The organism is Enterococcus sp. AZ078 (assembly GCF_051714985.1).
GTDB lineage: Bacteria > Bacillota > Bacilli > Lactobacillales > Enterococcaceae > Enterococcus_B > Enterococcus_B hirae.
Genome location: NZ_JBIOSW010000001.1, coordinates 1,061,163 through 1,083,842, shown reverse-complemented (window position 1 = coordinate 1,083,842; position 22,680 = coordinate 1,061,163). Strand labels below are relative to the sequence as shown.

The window sequence follows — 22,680 nt, the reverse complement described above, 5'->3', positions numbered from 1 at the left end:
AGAGGTGTTGAAATGAAAGTAGGGATTGATCGTCTTTCCTTTTTTATTCCAAATTTATATTTAGATATGACAGAGTTAGCTGAACGTCGGGGAGATGATCCTGCTAAATACCATATCGGTATTGGCCAAGATCAAATGGCCATCAACCGAGTGTCAGAAGATATCGTGACTTTAGGAGCAAATGCAGCTACTAGGATCGTCACAAATGAAGATCGCGAGCTGATCGATATGGTTATCGTAGGAACGGAATCTGGCATCGATCATTCAAAGGCGAGTGCTGTAATTATCCATCATTTATTGAAAGTCCAACCTTTTGCTCGTTCGTTTGAAGTAAAAGAAGCTTGTTATGGTGGAACTGCTGCTCTCCACATGGCAAAAGAATATGTAAAAAATCATCCAGATCGAAAAGTTTTAGTGATCGCTAGTGACATCGCCCGTTATGGTCTAGCTAGTGGTGGAGAAGTGACACAAGGTGTGGGTGCTGTCGCTATGATGGTTACCAAAGATCCACGAATCATCACTATCGAAGACGATAGTACTTTCTTAACCGAAGATATTTATGATTTTTGGCGTCCTGATTATGCGCAATACCCAGTGGTTGATGGTCCTTTATCCAACTCCACTTATATCGAATCTTTTCAAAAAGTTTGGAATCGACATAAAGAGGTAACAGGATTTACTTTAGAAGACTATGATGCGCTAAGTTTTCACATTCCTTACACAAAAATGGGGAAAAAAGCCTTACAAAGTGTCTTGGATCAGACAGATGAAGAAACACAAAATCGCTTATTAACTCGCTATGAAGAAAGTATTCGTTATAGTCGGCGAATTGGTAACCTTTATACTGGTTCTCTTTATCTAGGATTGATTTCTCTTTTAGAAAACTCACAAGTGTTAAAATCAGGTAATCGAATTGGCTTATTCAGCTATGGTTCGGGTGCTGTCAGTGAATTTTTCACAGGTTACTTACAAGACGGCTATCAAGACTTCCTATTGACTGAACTACATCAAGAAATGTTAGAAGGTAGAGAAGCTGTCACAGTCGATCAATATGAAACAATCTTCAAGGAAAAATTACCTGAACATGGGGAAACAGCCGAATATTCTTCCGATGTACCATTTTCAATCTATAAAGTTGAAAATGACATTCGTTACTACAAGTAACCATATGAGACAACTGCCTGATTGATTTAATAGGTAATCAAAAATGTTTGCAAAAAAGCAACTTTTAACATATAGCTACAAAAAGCAGTAAAACAAAAAATAGCGGCTTGCAATTACTTTTGTCAACATTGTTGTGACAATAAATAACTGTAAGTCGCTATTTGATTTTCTATCCTATTTCATAAACTATATGATGCTTCTTAATATTTAGAACCATTTTTTGAATAGTATATAATATAAAGTTCGATATTCTGATTTTTCTTTTAATGTTGTTTGATCCATCATCACCCATAACAATTTCTTTTCTGGTGATCGGTCACTTGGAACCGGATTGACTAACTCTTTATCCCAAAGTTGAGTGGCTAATGACGTAATTCTTTTTTTGAGATCCTCTTTGGCATCATTTTTCAAAGCTAGGTTTTCTAATCCAAATTGGGTTACTACCCAACGATTGGTCGATTGCGTAGTATCAACGATCCCTTCAGAAGAAATGAAGCGGTTTTTAGGTTCTGCATGATAAATTTCAACGATATCACCTATTTTCAATGATACATTTTCTTCACCAGTAACAGACTCTATGCCTTCGATCGTTTTTTCGTATTTCAGTTCTCCTGTACTACTTTTGACCATTACTTTTACATAAGTTTCATTCTCATAACGATAATGAGGTCTCGAATGCGTAACTGAAACAATTGCTTCTTGAGTATCACTGTTCTTGTTTGTTCTAAATGTAAATGAGCCAAACTTCCTGTCATTCACTCCATGAAAATCAATGACTTGGCTATCTTTTACTTCGTCCAACGTAATAACCGCATGATTTGTTGCTTCTTTCACGTAAACATAACTATTCTGTGGGATGAAATACATCATTTGATTTCCAGAGAATTCTGCACAATAGATGCCATTAGGAATGTTTTTAAAAGTGACTACTCCTCCAGTGATTTCTTGAGTAGCTATTTCTTTCGCTCCATCTTTTAAAGTTATTTTGGCACCTTTTAATAGGTTTAAATCTTTCAAACTTAATTCAATCGTAAGATCGCCTTTTAGATTTAGCGCAGCAATCTCCTCGTTTTGCACCATCTCAAAATTTGAATTGATCAAATAAGATGGGTCAACTAATTCACGCGCACGTGCCAACTCACTTTCTGGTACGACATCAGCTAAAGAAGCGACTGCCGGATAACCATGCGCACGATTTTTTTGGACTTGTACTTGATCAAGCGTCAATCCCCATTTCTCTAAAACACCTGAAAAATCTAGTTGACTATTTTCACTATAGATACGATTCATTAAATCAGGTAATGGATAATCGTTGCGATTAAAATCTGATTGATTAGCTATTTTACGGTATTCCTGATACATCTTTGTAAACGAATCATCATTTGCTTTTTGTTTTAACATTGTTAATAAAATTAATTTTTCGCGCAGATCAGCATCAGCATAAGTTCCATTCTGATTGATTAGCTTTTCGTATAGTGCGTTTTCTACCGCTTCTTTTTTACCATAATTAAATAGCCAACCTTTTTCATCTGCTTCTTTTCCATAGATAAGATATTGATACTGCACACCAAATAAGTTATTCGAGACTTCTCCTGTATACATCCCTATGTTATCGAAGCCAGCTTGATAGCCATGTGCAATCTCGTGAAGACTTGCCCAACGTCCTTTTTCTAACCACATATCTGTTGTATCTTCTTTATTTGCTGTCCAATTACTTCCATAATAAGCAGCACCTGCTCCACTTTTATCTGCTTTTAAAAAGTAACGATTGGCTCCGTTTTGATTTTCTGGTGCTGAACCATCAATACCAGCTATTTTGTTGAATAAACCAAATACCTCATTATAATATTCAATCAATTCATTAATAGAAGAAAAATCTTTTAAGTTTCGCAATAATTCTTTATCCCTTTTAGGCATAAATAGTTGAAAATCTGGTCCTTTGACTAGTGCAAATTCAGCATCGAACTTGTCCCACATAGCAAAAAACATTGATTCATCTTGGTTATAAGAATACGTTGGAAATCGGTTGATTTTTCCATCAGAAGCCACTTCATATTCGATTTGGGCTCCTTGGTCTCCGTACGGTGTATCAATGAATGGAACCAATGCTTGTGTTGCACTAATACTTACCCAGTCAGAACCAAGTTTTACACTTTTTTCGTATTTACTATCATTTCCCAGTAAGCGAAGCGTTAACTCACCTTTAAAGTCGGTATTTACTTGTCTCACTCTCAACTCAGTATCTTCACCTAAGATAAAACCTAAATCCTGGCGATCGTGGTATTTCCCTTTACTCATCCCTGCATTGAAGATCCAAGTTGGTTCAGGAATACTAAAAATCTCTTTTTTAATTACCTCTTGCGCCTGAACATTCGTAGAAAACAAACAACCAAAAAATAACACTGATAACCCTATCAAAAAAATCTTTTTCAAACAAAAAACTTCCTGTTATGTAATTTTATACAAATTGCCATCTAATCAAACAAAGCAATCGTATACATTTAAGTATAAATAAAATAGTCAACAACCACAATAAAAATTATACTTTCACTTCAATTAAACTATTTTTTTAAAGAAATAATTAAGATGCAAGCTATAATTTTCCAAAACAAACATTTCAATGATTTGTTATTTTATAAAATAATAAAAATGATTTAAAACAGTTAAGAAAACATAATACCAATATATCTGACAACTCATTTTTCTCCGTTTATTATTTTAGAAAGATAACCAACAGTCAAAAAATAGTTTTAGGCCGATTTCTTAGAGTGAATTGTTAAGACACAATCAAATATAAGTGTTTTGTCTTTTACGTTAATTTTCGATTACTCCATTAGCCACAACAAAAAAAGACTGAGCCAATCTGATATGCTCCCCCTATATAGGACACTGAAATAATAAAAGTCCTGTATAGGGGGAGCATATCACAACTTGCCTCAGTCTCTTCTCATCATATCTCTAAAGACGGATAAACGGTGGTCAAAAAGTCATTCCTCGTCAATCCGTCCTAAGAGATAAATCGTTTTTCTCTATATTCTTAGAGTAAACAAAACTAGTCATGCCCATTTTGGGTCACTCCTTCTTGATTAGTAGTAGCCGATAGGTCAACATCGTTGTACTAAAAATTTTTTCTTTTGGGTCAAAATATTTTTGAATATACTCTTTAAAAATTGTTTCTTCTAGACATTCTTGATAATAAGCTCTCATAAAATCTTCCGTAATTTCTTCTTTAAACGTATACGTAAATTCTTTTCTTTTATAGGACCATTCTTCGTCTTTTAAATAAGTTTCCAATTGATCCATTATTACTGGTGAAGTCACAGCATCTTCTTCGAAAATTCCTAATTTTTTTTCCAACGATGTAAACAGATCTTCTTTAGAAGAGACAACTCTTAGGATGACACAATATTTTTTCATCTTTGTTAACATTCTACTTAACTTTACGGAATCGTCTAAAGCCGGATTAGAAGCAGAGAAAATAAAATCATACGTTTTTCCATTTTCCAGAAATTCAGAAAAAGTCTGTTTCGTTAGATGAATGTTTTCCCTCCCCAATCTAGCTGCTTCTTCAGTAGCAAACTTCAACATTTCATCCGAAAAATCTATCAATTCATATGTAGTTGCTTCTTTTGACATCGCTAGATAGCGTCCAGCGCCACCTGCTACATCCACTATTTTCTCAGTTGGTAATGCAGCTTCTTTTTTTAGATACTCAATGACATCTCGGACAATTGTTTTGTCTGATTCTTTTTGATTCATGTAGTAATCGCTTGCAAAGGCGTCCCATTCTTCTTCGTTCATTTTCATTCCTCTATTTCTCTATTTTTATATCGCTTTTTCACTTTTCGGAATAAATAATATACTGACTAATTCATAACCAAAACCTACCTGCTCTTAGGCTTATAGAAATAATTATTTTTAAAATTTCTGTCCTTTCATTATACATGATTCACATGTGTTTTCCTTTCTTTCTATCTCATCAGAGCCAAATTTTTAAATTGCCGATATAGTTCTTCACTATGTATATTAGACAGCTATCATCAAGTAAAGAATAAAGCTGTCATCGAACAAAAAACTGGCTGGTATACATTCGGTTGAATCCCGAAGCCATACCAGCCTGTTGGTGAAATACTCTGCTATTAACTTTTGAATAGCACATCAAAAAATTATCCCAGGTATTCCTTTTTATTTCTCTTTTTGTACGTGTACAAGGATCAGTTTTGTGATTTCCATTAAAATGATCGTTACTAAGGCAATCCCGATTGACGTAAAGACTTCTGTCAAACCAAATGCTGCTGGAATTGAAAAGACTTCTTTCAAGCCTGGGATCATCGTCAAGCAATACAATGCACTACATACTACAACAGCTAACAATACGCTTCGATTTGCGAAGAAACCTGCTTGGATCGCTGTTTGTGTGTTAGAACGCGCAGGGAACGTTTGTAATGTTCGACACCAGATCAATGTAGAAAATGACATTGCTACGCCAAATTCTGGTGAATGTTGCATCCCTAACCATTGCGCAAAAATGACTGCGATACCGATTAGTACGCCACGATAAGTAACCGAGATCAATGTTTTATCGGTAAAGATTCCTGAATTTGGATCTCTTGGTGGACGTTTCATTGTAGCTGGTTCGGCTTTTTCTGTTCCTAAAGCAATCGCTGGTAATGAGTCGTTGACTAAGTTGATAAACAATAATTGTAATGCTGTAAATGGATTGGACCAATCAGCAACTAAAGCGAAGACAATCGCAATGATCGCACCTAAGTTTCCAGAGAATAAATAGGCAATCGCCTTTTTGATATTATCAAAAACATTACGTCCTACTTCTACGGCACTAACGATTGAAGCAAAGTTATCATCGGTCAAGACCATCGCTGCCGCATCTTTCGATACATCCGTACCCGTACCCATGGCAATACCGATATCCGCTTGTTTCAAGGCCGGAGCATCATTAACACCATCGCCTGTCATCGCAGAAATGTGTCCTTTTGTTTGCCATGCACGTACGATTCGGATCTTGTTTTCAGGAGATACACGTGCGTATACAGTCACTTTTTCCAAGACTTCGTTTAATTGATCTTCGGTCAATTCATCTAACTCTGTCCCTGTAAGTGCTTGATCTCCTTCTGCAAAGATCCCAATTTCTTTCGCAATCGCAACAGCAGTCGTTTTATGGTCTCCAGTGATCATAATCGTTTTAATTCCAGCGCTTCGAGCTTCTTTAACTGCTTGTGTGACTTCTGCTCTTGGAGGATCGATCATGGCAAGTAATCCAACTAGAATCAAGTCATTTTCATCTTCAAATGACAACTCTGGACTTTCAATTGGGCGATAAGCAAAGGCTAAAACACGCAATGCCTTGTTTGAGAAAGCTTCATTTTGTTCTTTGAATTGTTTCATTAATTCCTCTGTCATTGGTACAACTTCACCATTTAGCAAGACCTTTTTACTGCGAGCAAACACGATATCTGGTCCACCTTTAACAAAAAGATAGTGTCCCTGATCAATGTTATGAGCAGTCGACATTAATTTTCGGTCAGAATCAAATGGTAATTCAGCTTTTCTTGGATAGTTGTTACGGATTTCTTGATACGGTTGATTCAATTTTTCACTAAAATCAATAAACGCTACCTCTGTCGGATCTCCAAGTTTCGTACCATCTTCACTGATGGAAGCATCATTGGCTAATACACTGATTTCAATCAACCGTCTTTCATCGTCTGTCCATTTTTTTGGATCATCGGTAAAATCTCCAGTCGAACCATTCGCTAGATAATAATCAACTACCGTCATCTTATTTTGGGTCAATGTCCCAGTTTTATCTGTACAAATAATACTAGTCGAACCCAGTGTTTCCACTGCTGGTAATTTTCGGATAATGGCATGTCGTTTCGCCATTTTATTGGTTCCCAAGGATAAAACGATCGTTACGATTGATTGTAATGCTTCTGGGATGGCAGCAACCGCAACAGCGACTGCAAACATTACTGCACTAACGATATCAGCAGTTAAATCACCTGTGCCGCCGCCAAGATAGATTCGGAACAATTGGATACCTAAAATAACTAACGATAAAGCTAAAATCGCTAAACTTAACTTCTTACTAAATTTATCTAATCCACGCTGTAGTGGTGTTACTTGTTCAGTTGTTGATTCAAGTAACCCTGCCACCTCACCGATTTCTGTGTTATTTCCAGTAGCGGTAACTAAGAATTTCCCACGACCATAAGTAATGATTGTTCCACTAAATACCATGTTGATACGATCACCAATCGGCACTGTCTGACTAATATCAGTTACTTCTTTTTCCGATGCTGTCGATTCACCAGTTAGCATCCCTTCATCCACTTTCAATGATCCAGCTTCTAACAACCGACCATCGGCAGGGACATAATCTCCTGCTTCCAATAAAACGATATCTCCTACAACCAGTTCATTCGCAGGGATCGTTTTTTCTTTTCCATCACGAATCACACGTGCATCAGGTGCAGAAAGATTTTTCAATGCCTCTAAAGAACCTTCTGCTTTCTTCGTTTGGATCACACTAATCACGGAGTTCAACATCAATACGGCAAAAATAACGAAAAATTCGATATAATCTCCCATGACCATTTGAATCAAAGCGACAATCAACAAGACAATAACCATTGCATCTTTAAAAGTTTCTAAAAACAATTTCCACGTTGGCTTCTTAGGTGCTTCTTTTAACTGATTCAATCCGTCTCTTTCTAACTTTTCTTTTGCTTGTGATGTACTCAAACCATCGATTGAGCTCTGTGTTTTTTGCATCAGCGAGTCAATTGGTTCTTTATAGACAACTTGCTGAGCCTGTTCTTTGTTTTCCAAATTCCATCCCCCATTTTGTTTTTCGTTACCAAAAAGTTTTCTGACTGAAAAAAAAGAGACCTAAGACAAATGCGGATTTGTCTTAGGTCTCACCATTTCATACAATACCAGAAAACCAAATGGTTAACTTACTGTTGATATTATCACAACAAACGTTGTCGGTTACTCCCCTAAGGAGATATTCAACTATATTCTTATCCTACATGAATGAATAGAAAATTGCAACCACTTTGCCTTGTGGTTCTTTATTTTTTCAAACCACTTTATAATCTCTGCAACTTCAAATTTAGGATTCTAAGGATTCTCATGATATAATACTGTTTGTTATTCTAAATAAGGAGGAAGCTATTTTGGTTATCACTATTCTCACGATCCTTTATTTCATCAATGCACTAATTGCTTTAGTAACTATTTTAATCAAACCTCGTGACGTAGCTGCAATCTGGGCGTGGTTGCTCGTACTATTTGCTCTTCCAGGTCTTGGATTTATCCTATATCTCTTCTTCGGTCGCGGATTGACTGATAAGAAAAAATTTTATTTGAGACAAAGCGACTTGAAAGAACTAGAAAATTTTCAAGATTTCAAAGGAGATACGATCGATCACTATGATCCCGTCATGGATAATGAAGAGCATCAACAATTCGTTGACTTCTTCTCTTCTTTAAATCGTATGCCATTAACCCGACGTAATTCCGTCACTTTATTAACAGATGGTCAACAAAAATTAACTTCTCTATTAAGTGATATTCGGCAGGCAAAGCATTCAATTCATATCGAATATTATGCATTCGTCACGGACAACATCGGACAACAAATCTTGACATTACTTGAAGAAAAAGCTGCTGAAGGGGTTGAAGTCCGCTTATTATATGATGCGTTTGGCTCACACGGCACTAAACCGAAAGACTTTAACCGTTTGATCCAAAATGGTGGTCACGTCCATACATTCGTCACGTCACAAAGAGCATTACTTCGATTCCGCTTAAATTATCACGACCATCGTAAAATCGTCGTGATCGATGGTAAAATCGGCTATACCGGTGGCTTTAACATCGCCAATCAATATGTCAATCCAACCAAAAAGTTTGGTTATTGGCGTGATACTCATATTCGAATCTATGGCGCTGCTGCTTCATTATTACAGCTACGTTTTCTAACGGATTGGAATGTTTCAGTACCCGAACAAAAGAAGGTTGCCTATCATCTTGATTACTTTTTTCAAAAAGAACTTGGGAAAGACGACAAGCATGAAAATACTTCGATTCAACTAGTATCAAGCGGTCCTAACAACGAACGTGAACAAATTAAATTATCCTTTATTAAATTGATCACAGCTGCTAAAAAACGGGTATGGATTCAAACACCTTACCTGGTTCCAGATGAAAGTGTGATCGCTGCCTTAAAAATTGCCGCTTCTTCTGGCGTAGAAGTCAAGATCATGATTCCTAATAAACCTGATCATCCGTTTATTTACCGAGCAACCCAATATTATGCACGTCAATTGATCAAAGAAAACGTTCAAATCTTGGTTTATGAGAATGGTTTTTTACATGCGAAAACATTGATCATGGATGATGAAATTTGTATGGTCGGCTCTGCCAATCAAGATGTTCGAAGTTATCGGTTGAACTTCGAAACCAGTGCTGTCATTTATGATCCAGCCTTTTTAACCCAGTTAGCAGATCAATTTTTACAAGATGAAAAACAATGTACACCGATGACCACGGAAACAGTCAAAGAAATGTCTGGCTGGTTGTTATTCAAACAACAAATTTCTCGTTTGTTTTCACCTATCTTATAAATCATAAACATTCAAATTTAAAATGAGTTTTTTGCTTGATCCACAAAAAAGGCTCTATAATTTATGGGACTGAAGAATCAGAATTGATTTTTTCAGTCCCATTTTCATTTTTACTATTAAAAACATTATGATTCACTTATACTTTTTTGAAAAATTATAAAAGCAAAAAAAAACGATTCTTTTAGATAGCTATTGATTCTTTTTTGAAGAACAGTTTTTTGCTGAGAGTTGCTTTTCTGCTGCCCAGTGATTGATGGGACCATACTTGTGACCGACAATGATTTCTTCACCAATTGCAATATTGACATAGTCTTTTGCCGTTCGGATTGCTTCTTCTACTGATTTTCCCTTCGCTAATTCTGCAGCGATGCAAGCCGACAATGTGTCTCCTGTACCGTTGATTCGATCTGTCGGATAAAAGACTGCACTTAACCAAAATGATCGTCCAGATTCCAGCAACACATAATCTCTTACTTCTTCTTGATTACTTTCTTTCGTATGAAATCCTTTAATCATCACATTTTTGGCACCCATTGCTTGTAAATCAACAGCGGCCTGAACATAATCTTCATCTGTCGTTAAGGTTCGTCCAGTTAATTTCTCTGCTTCATAGAAATTCGGCGTCAAGACAGTCGCTAACGGTACTAGTTTTTCTTTCAGACTACTTAAAGCAGCCTCTTCTAATAATAGATTTCCATGCTTCGTCACGATTACTGGGTCGACCACTAAAGGACCAAAGTTATACTGTTGATAATTTTTAACTACTGTTTCAATCAATTCTGCATCAGCTAGCATACCTGTTTTAGCCGCTCTTATTTGGTAGTCTTCAGCGATCAAAGAAAATTCTTTATCAATGAACGCACTTGGTAAGGTCACACTTGCTCCGATCCCATAAGAATTTCCTGCCACACAAGCCGTCATAACTGATACACCATAGACGCCACGGGTAAAGAAAGTATGCATATCTGCTTGCATTCCTGCACTTCCATCACTGTCTGATCCCGCGATCGTCATGACTTGTACATATTGGTCGTTCATACGCTTCATTCCCTTTTTTATTTTTCCAACTCATTCCCTATTCTACACAACTATACCACTTCTTACTTTAAGGAATCAAATCGTAGTGGATGGACAATTGTTGATTGCAGCTTTTGTCAAATTAGTAAAATTCAAGATATCTCCTTAAGAATAGTGATCTTTTTAACTAATCACTTACTAATTAGTTAAAAAGATGAAATAAGCAAAATACAGCATAAAAAAAACCGAAGAATACTGACATAAAAGAGATGATGCTCAGCTTCTTCGGCTTACTTTTTTATTTGCTTCTTCAGTGTACTGCTCAGTTCTAGCATCCTCTCACTAACTAGCGAGTGACGTTATTTTACTACCAACACATTGCACGGTGCATGTGTGACTACATAAGAAGTAGTTGACCCAACTAAGACACGTTCCACGGCATTCAATCCTGTAGCCCCCATAACAATCAAATCAATTTTTTCCTTTGATTCATTGAAATTTGCAATCAATGTTTTCGGATATCCATACAAAATATACGTCTCGATATCTGTTAGTCCCTTTTCAATTGCTAAGTTGCGATGCTCTTTCATTTGGTTTTCTGCAACTTCATCTAATTCCTCTTGTAAGTTCGTTGTAACAAATGCAAAATCACCGAAATAGTTACCCGTTACTTCGTTTACGTACAAAATGTGTAGCTTTGCCTGATTTCTTTTTGCAATTGTAACTGCTTCAGAAAAGGCTTTTTCTGCTTTTTCTGATCCATCAATTGCTACTAATATATTTTTATAGGTGTCTGCCATTGAAACCGCCTCCTTTACAATCAGTGTAGCACGATTATTTTAAGGGAACAACTAATTTACTAGCAATGACAAAACTCAGCGATTCGCTTGTCTTTGAACTTGTTCATGCGTTTTTCTCTCATTAGAGCTGTAACCTTCTTGGCTTGCTTTTTCTTTTATCTGAGTCATATGCAATTTTTTTATTAGTGGCTCCCTTTGCCTTAAATTACTTTTCGATTCAAAATAATCCGTGGCAGGAAATAACTTCTTCTTTTCGTTCGTCTCTGTTAAAACCATATCATTATTTAACTTCTCATGCTTGGTCACTATTGACTCTAATGATATTTCAGTCTGTCTTTCCTTATTCACTGGTTCTTTTTCTTGAAGTTCTTTAGGTAATACTCTTTCTAAATTTGAAGCGATACCTGTATAAAAATTGATTATTTTTTGTGCTTTACCCCGTAATCTCCATTGATCAAAATTACCACACGCTTGAAAAGAGTATAATTTAGGTCTATAAATTGGGTTTAAATTTATATTCTTGAACCCAACATAATCGACGAGGATCGCTCGTAAATTTTCACAGCACCAAGCTGGATTTTCTTGATACAAATCATAGATTTGTTTTTCTACTGTCATTTGGCTTCTTACTTGCGGGGCATGTTTTCGTGCAAACTTCCTAATGTTAGTATTTCTTATAGCGAACTCATTATCGACAATTTCACGAAATTCTTTTGAAGAAGTTAGCGAAACAAAAGGAAGTCTGTCCTGACATTTTTTCAGTAATTTTTTCCCTATTTCAGGTTGTTCCTTTAGTAAATTTAGAATAATTGGATAATTCGAAAGATGATCCCTAAACTTTTTTTCTACGCTTTTATCGGAGTCATCCTTATTAATCTTGACTACTGATTGTTCGATTGCTGCTATTAATTCTTCTTTTACTATATTATTTTCCGCTTTGTCGGTTGGAATATTCTCTCTTAGAGTTCCTTTTCGTTCCATATTTTCTTCAATGACTTTTGCAATTGTTTTAAGTATTGATATATGATTATTATCGTTTACTATAGGACCTTCATCAAAAGTGTCTATCCACTTTTGCATTTGCCCGTATGTAAAATGGATACCCGTTTCCTCTAATCTTTCTCTTGTTATTTGATATTCTTTATCTATTTCCTCCAAATTCCTAATTTTAGGAGGCAAAATTTGTTTAACTATTTCTGGAAAGTAATAGACAAGTTTTTGCTGCTCTAATGTTTCTTTCATTTCATCCATCAATGAAAATAAGAATCTATCCTTTTCTTGTTTTACATTTTTATTTGTTGAGGGGGCCTTCCATTTAGTCTGATCTAGTTGATTTATAGGAGCTACAGAATCAATTTTCTGATAAAATTCAGAGCGATTTTCATCAGTCAATGATGAATCAACATGTTGTAGGACAAACTCTCTAATTGGTGTAAAGGATGTTTGACGATAAACTGCTACGAGTGGATCAATCTCTTGTTTTTTTTGGTTTACTACTCGCTCCAATTCCAATGCTGTTTGATGATTGATTTCTTCTGCAACTGCACGGATGACTTCTTTTTCAGTAATCAATTTGTTTAGCTTTTCTTTTTCAGTTACTGTTAAATAATCCCTCAAACAGCTAGAAATTTTCCCTTTAAAAGATAAGTCTGTTTTTTTAAGACAAACATCTACATAAGCTTTTAATTCAAGTTTTGATAAGTTATCCTTCTGTAAGAATAATGGAAGATACGGGTCGTTTTTTAGGTAAGCGTAAAACTTTTCCCTTTCCTCCAAACTTAAATTTGGTTTCATTACTGTTTGAATCGCTGCTTCTCTTTGCATATTGGTGTCTAATTTTTCAGCTAGTTCTTTGATAAATTGCTGTAATTGATTTTTGCTCGGAAAAGAATCAGCATTAGCCTGACCTATCTGTATTCCTTTACTCCCATCCTTTTGATAGTTATAAACGCCATTCCTTACTAATTCTTTCAGTTGGTTATCATTCTCAATCTGCTGCTTCTTTTCAGTTTCCAAAATATTTTTTTGCTGCGCCATGTCGAGCTTTTGATTATAAATTTCTATTATTTGTTTGGCTCTTCTTTGACTTTCCTCATTAGGAGATATTAGAATATCTTTCGCTTTTTCATTGATACCAGTTGATGCCAAATATTGGATTAAATCTGCGCAAAACGGGAGGTCTTGCTTACCTAGCTCATAAATTTGTTCAGATAACTCTGTATCTTCCCCTAAATCTTCTCTTGCAAGTTGATGTGCTGAATTTTTAAAATGAGCAACGACGGTTGGCGTTATCTTTGCAAAATCTTTCAACGGAACTGCCGGAGCAATTTTTTGATAGTATGTAAATAGTTTTTTGACTCTATAGTCTTTTTCTGCGAGCGCTAAAATTTCTTCATCCGTTTTCGATTGACTTGCTTTCACTTCTTGGCTAAATCGTTCTAATCTTTTCTCTATTCTCTTCTTTACAGCGATAAATAAAGGCTCAATTTCGGCTACAGATTGCCATGTAGGTAATAAAATGATTCGGCTAATAAAACCGGTAATATTCGATTGTTTCTGTTTATTAAGTTCTAATACTGACTGCCAGTTTCTTCCCTTTTCTTTATCATACAGTACCCACTTATCCTTTAATTTATTTAAAGCCTTATTTTTTTTTGGTAGAGATAAAATGTGTTTCCCATTATGAGATTTTTTTTTGACTGAACTATATATATTTTCAAAATGACTGTCCATATATCTATATTTATCATCATCATCAAAACGAGAAATTAGAGCAAGAAAAACTTGTAATTCTTCCTTGACACTTTTTGGTTCATCGTTTTTTTTGCTTTCTATTTCTTCGGTAGACTTCTGGACATAAACCATCCTCTCAGCTAGAGAAGACAGATTATGCTCTCTCAATCTTCCTATGTCTTCAAGGCTGATTTTTGTTCGATAGTTCTCCCCATTTTTTTGTTGAGAATGACGTTGTCTTTGAATAAAAGAGTCCACTTCAAAGGTTAATTTACTAGATTTGCTTAGTTCATAAAGTGCAATACGTTTTTTAAATTCTAAATGTTTTTCAGCATCTAAAGACAATTGTGCTTGATTTTTGATGAACTGCTGAGTATCAACTGAATTCACTTTTTCATACATCTCCGTAAAGAAGCCGATTGATACTCCTATGTCATATCTTAATCTTTCATATGCGCTTGGGCCTATTTCGTTAACTATTGTTAGAAGTTGTTTTTTTTCTAAAATCAATTCATCAATATCGATTTGGTTTGGGGTTGCGACATTTTTTTTCAAGTTTTTTATTGTTTCTAAATCACTTGGTATTTCTTTAGCTTCAAGGTAGGCTAGATAATAAATGATCATTTCACTTTTTGATGATACTTCATGGTCAATAAAATACCGTAGTACTTCATCTTTAAAGTCAACTGTCGGTAAAGTAAAGTCCGTTTTTCTACTTTCCTCTTGGAGTTGGTTGTTTATATCAAATGCTAGGTAATTACTTTCAGTCAAATATTTTTGAGCTTGTTCTTTAATCATTTCTCGAGCTAGTATCGAATCACTGTTATTATATATCGCTCTGAAATAATCATCTGTTCCCCTTTTTTTCCCTTGTTGGATTTTTTCAAGTTCGAACACAATATCGCTTTCTAAGTATTTTGCCAGCAATAATAATTGTCTTTTCTCTGAGTATAGCGTTATCACTTCTTTTTTTTCTTTATCCGTTAAATCTTTAATCAAAACTTTTTCAAAAATTATTTGGATATTATTCGGTAATTTTTGTGCATCAAGATACGCCAAGTAAAAAGCCCGAACTTCATTAGCAGATAAGTATTCCCTCTTAAGAAAACGACTTAGTCCATTTTCTTGAAAATCTACATTTGGTTGTGTGACTGATTTTTTTCTAAATTCATCTTGAAATTGTGTATGAATTTCAAATTCAACATACTTACTTTCCGTTAGGTATTTTTTGGCTTGTTCTTTGATTCTTTCTTGATGCTTTTTCGAATCGGTCTTTTTATACGCCGCTAAGGCCACTAAAAAATAATCATCTGTTACCTGTTTTTTGCCTTGTTGGATTGCTTCAAGTTCATATACAGTCTTTCTATCTAATTCTTTTGTCAGTAGTAACAATTGTCTTTTCTCAGGAACAAGCTCTAACGCTTGTGCTTTTTCAGCAGAAGTTAGCTCGTTCAATAAGAGGTATTTCAAAGTATCTTTTAGAGAATTTGGTAATGTCGTCTCTTCAAGATAAGCCAAATAATACGCTCGTTCCTCGTAAGCCCTTCTGCTTTTTCCATCCACGAGTAGATGGAGACTTTCTTGTAAACGATCATTTTCATTCCATTTTCCCTGAGATCGTTGTTGTCTTGTCCTGAGCATAAAATCCAAATAATCAAATGTAGTTAAATACTGTTTTGCATAGTCATCAATGATATATCGTTTTTCTTCAATCGTTGTATGTAAGTAGATATGTGTGAATAGATCTGTTGATGCTTTTCTAAATCCTTTTCGGATTTCTTTCAATGCAAATAAGTAGTATGGTTCTACCTCGTTTGTCAGAGATAATTCAACTTGTTCCTGTTCTTTTTTAATTGGCAAATAACTATAGTCAGGATCTGTGGTGGGATGTTCCTTAAGATAGGAGTTAACGGTTGTCTCCATAAACGTATTAAAGTTGGGGTGGTTATCAGAAAAAACATAGGGCTCCACCATTCTTTTAAATAAATCATTTTTCAATTGTGTCGAGGATAATTTCCGTTTTAAAATCAAACTGGCTCGGACTACATCATCCATTTGATTCCCCCATTTTCTTTTTGTACTACTAGAAGGAGACACCAAATCAATAAATATTTGTTCGATATTATTCATTGATTTAACTATTTTTTCATTCTCGAATGGATGTAAATAATGATAAATTTCCATGGATTCACTTAGTTCGCTATCATCTAATGAATAACTAGCATAAAATTGCTCTTTAAACTTTTTTTCCTTTTTATCTTTGATATCGTTTATCAACTCTTGAAAAGCCACACAAAAATTTGCCTTTTCTTCTAAAGAAAATAATTTTTTTTTAAGGAACAACTCCCTAAAATTTTGTCTTGTTCCATAGTCAGCCTTAGCGATTAACTGTGTAACCTCTTGCCAGTCTAAAAATATTTTTTTTTGATTTTCTGGCAATCGTTTCAATATACTTTTTTCTAAAATTTCCTTTTTATTCTGAAAAACATGTCCATATAGTACATCTTGTTCATCTAATAATTTATTCAATAAATAAATACTATCCGCCAATAAGTTGGGATTGTTGTATAGGTTAATTGTGATCCACTCTTCATTTTCTTTACAAGATACTTCATTTCCTCTAATCTCCATATATTCTTTCTCATAAAAGTCTCTTTCCATTTGCATTTCTCCGTTCTTCATTAATATACTTAGTTTTTTAGGGAACAACTAATTTACTAGCACTGACCAAACTTAGCGATTCGCTTGTCTTTGAACTTGTTCATGCGTTTTTCTCTCATTAGAGCTGTAACCTTCTTGGCTTGCTTTTTCTATCTGAGTCATACGCAGCTTTTTTTCTAGCGACTTCATTTGTCCTACATTACTTTCTGATTCGGATTGACCAAGAAAAGGATATAGTCTCTTCTTTTCGTTCGTCTCTGTTACATCCATATCATTATTTAACTTCTCATGCTTGCTCACTATTGATTCTAATGATATTTCAGTTTGACTTTCCTTATTCGCTGATTCTTTTATCTGAGTCAAACGCAGTTTTTTGTCTAACGGCTCCATTTGTCCTAAATTACTTTTCGGTTCAAAATGATTTGTGGCAGGAAATAACCTCTTCTTTTCTCTCGCCTCTGTTAAAGCCATATCATTATTTAACTTCTCTTGGTCGCTTACTATTGACTCAAATGATACTTCAGTTTGGCTTTCCTTATTCGTTGATTCTTTTTTTTGAAGTTCCTTAGGTAATACTTTTTTTAAATCTAAAGAGATATCTATATAAAAATCGGTTATTTTTTTGGCTTTATTTAGTAATCTCTGCTGACTAAAACTCCTATCCACTTGAAAAGAGTATAATTCAGGTCTATATATTGGGTTTAAATTTTTCTTCTTGAACCCAGCATAATTGACGAGGATCACTCGTAAATTTTCACAACACCAGAATGGATTTTATTGATACAACTTATAAATTTTTCTTTCTTCAAACAATCGTGCTCTTTTTTCTCTCGCATATTCTAATGCAAAACGTCTAATCCCGGTATGTTTTTTGAGGAACTCTCTATTCATCATCTGAAGAAATTCTTTTGAAGAAGGTAGCGAAATAAAAGGAAGTCTGTTCTGACATTTTTTCAATAATTTCTCCCCTATTTTAGGTTCTTTCCTTACTAAATGGTTGAAGATTGGCTGAGTCGAAAGATGACTTATAAACTGCTCTTCTATACTGATCCTAGGGTCATTCTTATTAATCTTAGCTACTGATTGTTCGATTTCTTTTTTCAGTCTTTCTTTTATGCTATTTTTTTCTTCTTTTTCGGTGGGGATATTTTCTATTAAAGTTCCTTTTCGTTCCATATGTTTTTCAATTACTTTTGCGATTGTTTGAAGTATGGATATTTGAATATTATCGGTTACTATCGGGCCTTTTTTATATGTAGCTTCCCAATTTTTCATTTGCTCGTCTGTAAAATGGATACCTAATTTTTCCAAACTTTCTCTCGTTACTTGATGAGAATTAAATTCTCCGACTATTTCAGGAAAGTAATAGGCAATTTTTTGTTGTTCTAATGTTTCTTTCATTTCATTAATTAGTGAAAGAAAGCCTATTTTAGTTTCTTGTCCTAATTCCTCTTTGTTTGTTAAGTGTGCCCCAAAATTAGTCTGATCTAGATGCTTTATAGAAGCTGCAGAATCAATTTTCTGATAAAATTCAGAGCGATTTTCACCAGTCAATGATGAATCAACATGTTGTAGGATAAACTCTCTAATTGGTGTAAAGGATGTTTGACGATAAACTGCTACGAGTGGATCAATCTCTTGTTTTTTTTGGTTTACTACTTGCTCCAATTCCAATGCTGTCTGATGATCGATTTCTTCTGCAACTGCACGGATAACTTCTTTTTCAATAATCAATTTGTTTAGCTTTTCTTTTTCAGCTACTGTTAAATAATCCCTCAAACAGCCAGAAACTTTCCCTTTAAAAGATAAGTCTGTTTTTTTAAGACAAACATCTACATAAGCTTTTAATTCAAGTTTTGATAAGTTATCCTTCTGTAAGAATAATGGAAGAAACGGGTCGTTTTTTAGGTAAGCGTAAAACTCTTTCCTTTCCTCCAAACTTAAATTTGGTTTCATTACTGTTTGAATCGCTGCTTCTCTTTGCATATCTGTATCTAACTTTTCAGCTAGTTCTTTTATAAATTGCTGTAATCGAGTGTTGCCCGAAACAGAACCAATATTATCCTGTCCTATATGTATTTCTTTCCCCTCACCCATTTGATAATTATAAACGCCATGTCTTACTAATTCTTTCAGTTGGGTATCATTTGCAATCTGCTTTTCTTTCCTTTCCTTTTGTAGAACTTTTTTTGATTGCTTAGTTTGCCGTGGCTTTATGAACTTTTGATGATAATTTTCTATTATATACTCGGCTCTTTCTTGACTTTCCTTATCAAAAGATTTCGGAATACCTTTCGCTTTCTCATTTTTGTCAGTTAATAGCAGATACCTAATTACATCTACACAAAACGGTAGGTCTCGCTTTCCCAATTCATAAATTTGTTGAGATAATTCCGCATCTTTTCCAAAGTATTCTCTTGCAAGTTGATGTGCTGAATTTTTAAAATGAGCAACGACGGTTGGCGTCGCCTTTGCAAAATCTTTCAACGGAACTGCCGGAGCAATTTTTTGATAGTATGTAAGTAGTTCTTTGACTTTAGGGTCTTTTTCTGCGAGCGCTAAAATTTCTTCATCCGTTTTCAGTTGACTTGCTTCCACCTCTTGGCTAAATCGTTCTAATTTTTTCTCTATTCTCTTCTTTACAGCGATAAATAAAGGATCAATTTCAGCTACAAATTGCCATTCAGGCAATAAAATGAATTGTTTAATTATTTTGATATACTTCGATTGTTTCTTGTCATTCAGATCTAACACGAACAGCCAGTTACTTCTATTTTCTTCAATAAATGGTACCCTCAGATGTTTCAATTTATTAAACGTTCTAACTGATTGTGGTATAGAATAAACTTGGTTCCTCCGATGAGCATAATGTCTGACGTACCTGAATATATCTTTCAAATTACTATCTATAAATGTATATGAATCATTACTATCAAAACGAGAAATTAAAGTAATGAAATCTTTTAATTCTTCCTTGACAGTTTTTTGTTCATCGTTTTTTTTGCTTTCTATTCCTTCGGTAGATTTCTGATTTAAAACCATCGTCTTAGCTAGAAAAGACAGGTTTTGCTTCCTCAATTCTTCTATGTCTTGGAGACTGACTTTCGTTCGATGGTTCTCCCCATTTTTTTGTTGATAATGACGTTGCAGTCCAATAAAAAAAGCAACTTCAGAGGTTAGTTCGTCAGACTTGCTTAATTCATAAAGTGCAATGCGTTTTTTAAATTCTAAATGTTTTTCAGCATCTAAAAATAATTGTGCTTGTTTATTAATAAATTGATGATGCTTATTAGACTTCACATTTTCATACATCTCCGTAAAGACACCGATTGATATTCCTGCGTTAGTTCTTAATCTTTCATATACACTTGGATCTATTTTGTTAGCTATTGATAAAAGTTGTTTTTTTTCTAAAACCAAATCCTCGACATCGATTTGACTTGGAGTTACGACAGCTTTTTTTAAATTTCTTATTGTTTCTAAATCACTGGGTATTTCTTTAAATTCAAGATAGGCTAGACAATAAATAATCAGTTCATTTTTGGATAATACTTCATGGTCAACAAAATACCGTAGTGCTTCATCTTTAAAGTCCACTGTCGGTAAAGTGACGTCCATTTTTCTACTTTCCTCTTGGAGTTGGATGTTTATATCAAATTCCAGATAATTACTTTCAGTCAAATATTTTTTAGCTTGCTCTTTAATCACTTCTCGAGCCAATATCGAGTCACTCTTTTTATATATCGCTAGAAAATAATCATCTGTTCCCTTTTTTTTACCTTTTTGGATTGCTTCAAGTTCTAATATAATGTCGCTTTCTAAGTATTTCCCCATCAGTAACAATTGTTTTTTTTCTAAAGATTGAGTTATCACTTCTTTTTTTTCTTTATCCGTTAAATTTTTTGTTAAGCGTTCTTCAATAATTACTTGGATATCATTCGGAAATTTTTGTGCATCTATATACGCCAAGTAAAAAGCTCGAATGTCATTAGCAGATAAGTCTTCCCTCTCAATAAATCGTCTGAATACTTTTTCTTTAAAATCTACATTCGGTTGTGTAACTGATTTTCTTTTAAATTCTTCTTGAAAATAGGTATAAATTTCAAATTTAACATACTTACTTTCAGTTAAGTGTTTTTTGGCTTGTTCTGTGATAATTTCTTGAACCTTTTTCGAATTGGTTTTTTCATATAACTCTAAGAAATAAGCGTACGTCACCTTTTTTTTGCCTTGTTGGATTGCTTCAAATTCATATACAGTCTCTATATCTATTTCTTTTGCCAACAGCAACAATTGTCTTTTCTCAGGAGCAAGCTCTATCACTTGTCTGTATTCACCAGAAATTAGCTCGTTCAATAAAAGGTATTTCAAAGTATCTTTTAGAGACTTTGGTAATGTCGTCTCTTCAAGATAAGCTAAATAATACGCTCGTTCCTCGTAAGCCGTTCTGCTTTTCCCATCTAGGAGTAGATGGAAATTTTCTTGTAAAGAATTTTTTTTATTCCATTTTTTCTGAATATGTTGTTGTCTTATCCTGAACATAAAATCCAAATAATCAAATTTAGTTAAATACTGTTTTGCATACCCATCAATGATATCTCTTTTCTCTTCAATCGTTGTCTGTAAGTAGATATGTGTGAATAGCTCTGTTGATGCTTTTCTAAATCCTTTTCGGACTTCTTTCAATGCTAATAAGTAGTATGGTTCTACCTCGTTTGTCAGGGATAATTCAACTTGTTCCTGTTCGTTTTCAATTGGAAAACGACTATAGTCAGGATCTGTGGCAGGATTTTTCTTAAGATAGGGGTTAACGATTGTCTCCATAAACGTATCAAACTCGGGTTGTTCATGGGAAAAAACCTGAGGTTCCACCATTTTTTTGAGTAAATCATTTTTCAATTGTATCGAGGATAATTTCCGTTTTAAAATCAAACTGGCTCTGACTACATCATACATTTTACGTCTTTTGTCTGTACTACTGGAAGGAGACACCAAATCAATAAATAGTTGTTCGATATTATTCATTGATTTGGCTATTTTCTCATTCTCGAATGGATGTAGATAATGATAAACTTCTATGGATTCACTTAGTTCGTTATCATTTAATGAATAATTAGCATAAAATTGCTCTTTAAACTTTTTTTCCTTTTTATCTTTGATATCGTTTATCAACTCTTGAAAAAGCACACAAACTTTCGCCTTTTCTTCTAAAGAAAATAATCTTTTCTTATGGAACACCTCCATAAGTTTTTGTCGTGTTGTAAGATTGCCTTCAGAGATTGCCTGGGTGACTTCTTGCCAATCTAAAAAAATTTTTTTCTGATCTCCTACCAATCGTTCTGATATACTTGTTTTTAAAATTTCTTTTTTCTCCTCCGTATCCTTTCGAGGTAGTACATCTTGTTCATCTAATAATTTATTCAATAAATAAATACTATCCGCCAATAAGTTGGGATTACTGTCTAGGTTAATTGTGATCCACTCTTCATTTTCTTTACAAGTTACTTTACTTCCTTTAATCTGCATATAGTCTTTCTTATAAGAGTCTCTTCCCATTTGTTTTGCTCCTTTTATTCAGAATTTGCCCTCATTATGTTTTTATCTATCTAATTTTCTATCAATCAATAGATTGACTGACTTTTTCTTCAAGT

General features: G+C 34.4%; 10 protein-coding genes. 2 read left to right on the top strand and 8 right to left on the bottom strand.

What is annotated here, in order from left to right; genetic code table 11:
* The first annotated feature begins 12 nt into the window (after positions 1–12).
* The gene (locus IGJ18_RS05145; RefSeq protein WP_411245308.1) at positions 13–1,164 is read left to right on the top strand and encodes a hydroxymethylglutaryl-CoA synthase; all 1,152 of its coding nucleotides are present in this window, start codon (positions 13–15) and stop codon (positions 1,162–1,164) included.
* A 207-nt stretch (positions 1,165–1,371) separates the two neighbouring features.
* On the opposite strand, the gene IGJ18_RS05140 is transcribed toward IGJ18_RS05145, so the two are convergent.
* The 3 genes from IGJ18_RS05140 to IGJ18_RS05130 all read right to left on the bottom strand — a co-directional run bounded on the left by IGJ18_RS05140 (position 1,372) and on the right by IGJ18_RS05130 (position 8,016).
* Positions 1,372–3,597 (bottom strand): putative mucin/carbohydrate-binding domain-containing protein, encoded by a 2,226-nt coding sequence (locus tag IGJ18_RS05140; protein ID WP_438842973.1) that lies wholly within the window; start codon positions 3,595–3,597, stop codon positions 1,372–1,374.
* Positions 3,598–4,236: 639 nt separating this feature from the next.
* Positions 4,237–4,965: a class I SAM-dependent methyltransferase gene (locus tag IGJ18_RS05135; protein ID WP_438842972.1), complete on the bottom strand. Its 729-nt coding sequence runs from the start codon at positions 4,963–4,965 to the stop codon at positions 4,237–4,239.
* Positions 4,966–5,349: 384 nt separating this feature from the next.
* Positions 5,350–8,016 carry a cation-translocating P-type ATPase gene (locus IGJ18_RS05130; protein ID WP_010719606.1) on the bottom strand — a complete coding sequence of 889 codons (2,667 nt, stop codon included), beginning with the start codon at positions 8,014–8,016 and terminating at the stop codon, positions 5,350–5,352.
* A gap of 350 nt (positions 8,017–8,366) precedes the next feature.
* On the opposite strand from IGJ18_RS05130, the gene cls reads away from it, so the two are divergent.
* The gene (gene cls, locus IGJ18_RS05125) at positions 8,367–9,818 is read left to right on the top strand and encodes a cardiolipin synthase (protein ID WP_010737327.1); all 1,452 of its coding nucleotides are present in this window, start codon (positions 8,367–8,369) and stop codon (positions 9,816–9,818) included.
* 189 nt (positions 9,819–10,007) lie between these two features.
* Here the strand turns inward: cls and thiD are convergent, their stop codons facing one another.
* The 5 genes from thiD to IGJ18_RS05100 all read right to left on the bottom strand — a co-directional run bounded on the left by thiD (position 10,008) and on the right by IGJ18_RS05100 (position 22,585).
* A complete protein-coding gene (thiD, locus tag IGJ18_RS05120; protein ID WP_438842971.1) occupies positions 10,008–10,856 on the bottom strand; it encodes a bifunctional hydroxymethylpyrimidine kinase/phosphomethylpyrimidine kinase in 849 nt (282 codons plus the stop codon).
* A 338-nt stretch (positions 10,857–11,194) separates the two neighbouring features.
* Positions 11,195–11,635 carry a universal stress protein gene (locus IGJ18_RS05115; RefSeq protein WP_010719609.1) on the bottom strand — a complete coding sequence of 147 codons (441 nt, stop codon included), beginning with the start codon at positions 11,633–11,635 and terminating at the stop codon, positions 11,195–11,197.
* 75 nt (positions 11,636–11,710) lie between these two features.
* Positions 11,711–16,807: a hypothetical protein gene (locus tag IGJ18_RS05110; RefSeq protein ID WP_438842970.1), complete on the bottom strand. Its 5,097-nt coding sequence runs from the start codon at positions 16,805–16,807 to the stop codon at positions 11,711–11,713.
* Positions 16,808–17,101: 294 nt separating this feature from the next.
* Positions 17,102–17,695, bottom strand: coding sequence for a hypothetical protein (locus tag IGJ18_RS05105; protein WP_438842969.1), 594 nt, complete (start codon positions 17,693–17,695; stop codon positions 17,102–17,104).
* A gap of 108 nt (positions 17,696–17,803) precedes the next feature.
* Complete coding sequence (locus tag IGJ18_RS05100) at positions 17,804–22,585, bottom strand: hypothetical protein (protein WP_438842968.1); 4,782 nt, start codon at positions 22,583–22,585, stop codon at positions 17,804–17,806.
* Positions 22,586–22,680: the final 95 nt, after the last annotated feature.

Coding starts and splice junctions, on each gene's coding strand:
- IGJ18_RS05135 (WP_438842972.1), bottom strand. CDS start 4,965: ATGAACGAAGAAGAATGGGACGCCTTTGCAAGCGATTACTACATGAAT.
- IGJ18_RS05115 (WP_010719609.1), bottom strand. CDS start 11,635: ATGGCAGACACCTATAAAAATATATTAGTAGCAATTGATGGATCAGAA.
- IGJ18_RS05145 (WP_411245308.1), top strand. CDS start 13: ATGAAAGTAGGGATTGATCGTCTTTCCTTTTTTATTCCAAATTTATAT.
- thiD (WP_438842971.1), bottom strand. CDS start 10,856: ATGAACGACCAATATGTACAAGTCATGACGATCGCGGGATCAGACAGT.
- IGJ18_RS05100 (WP_438842968.1), bottom strand. CDS start 22,585: ATGGGAAGAGACTCTTATAAGAAAGACTATATGCAGATTAAAGGAAGT.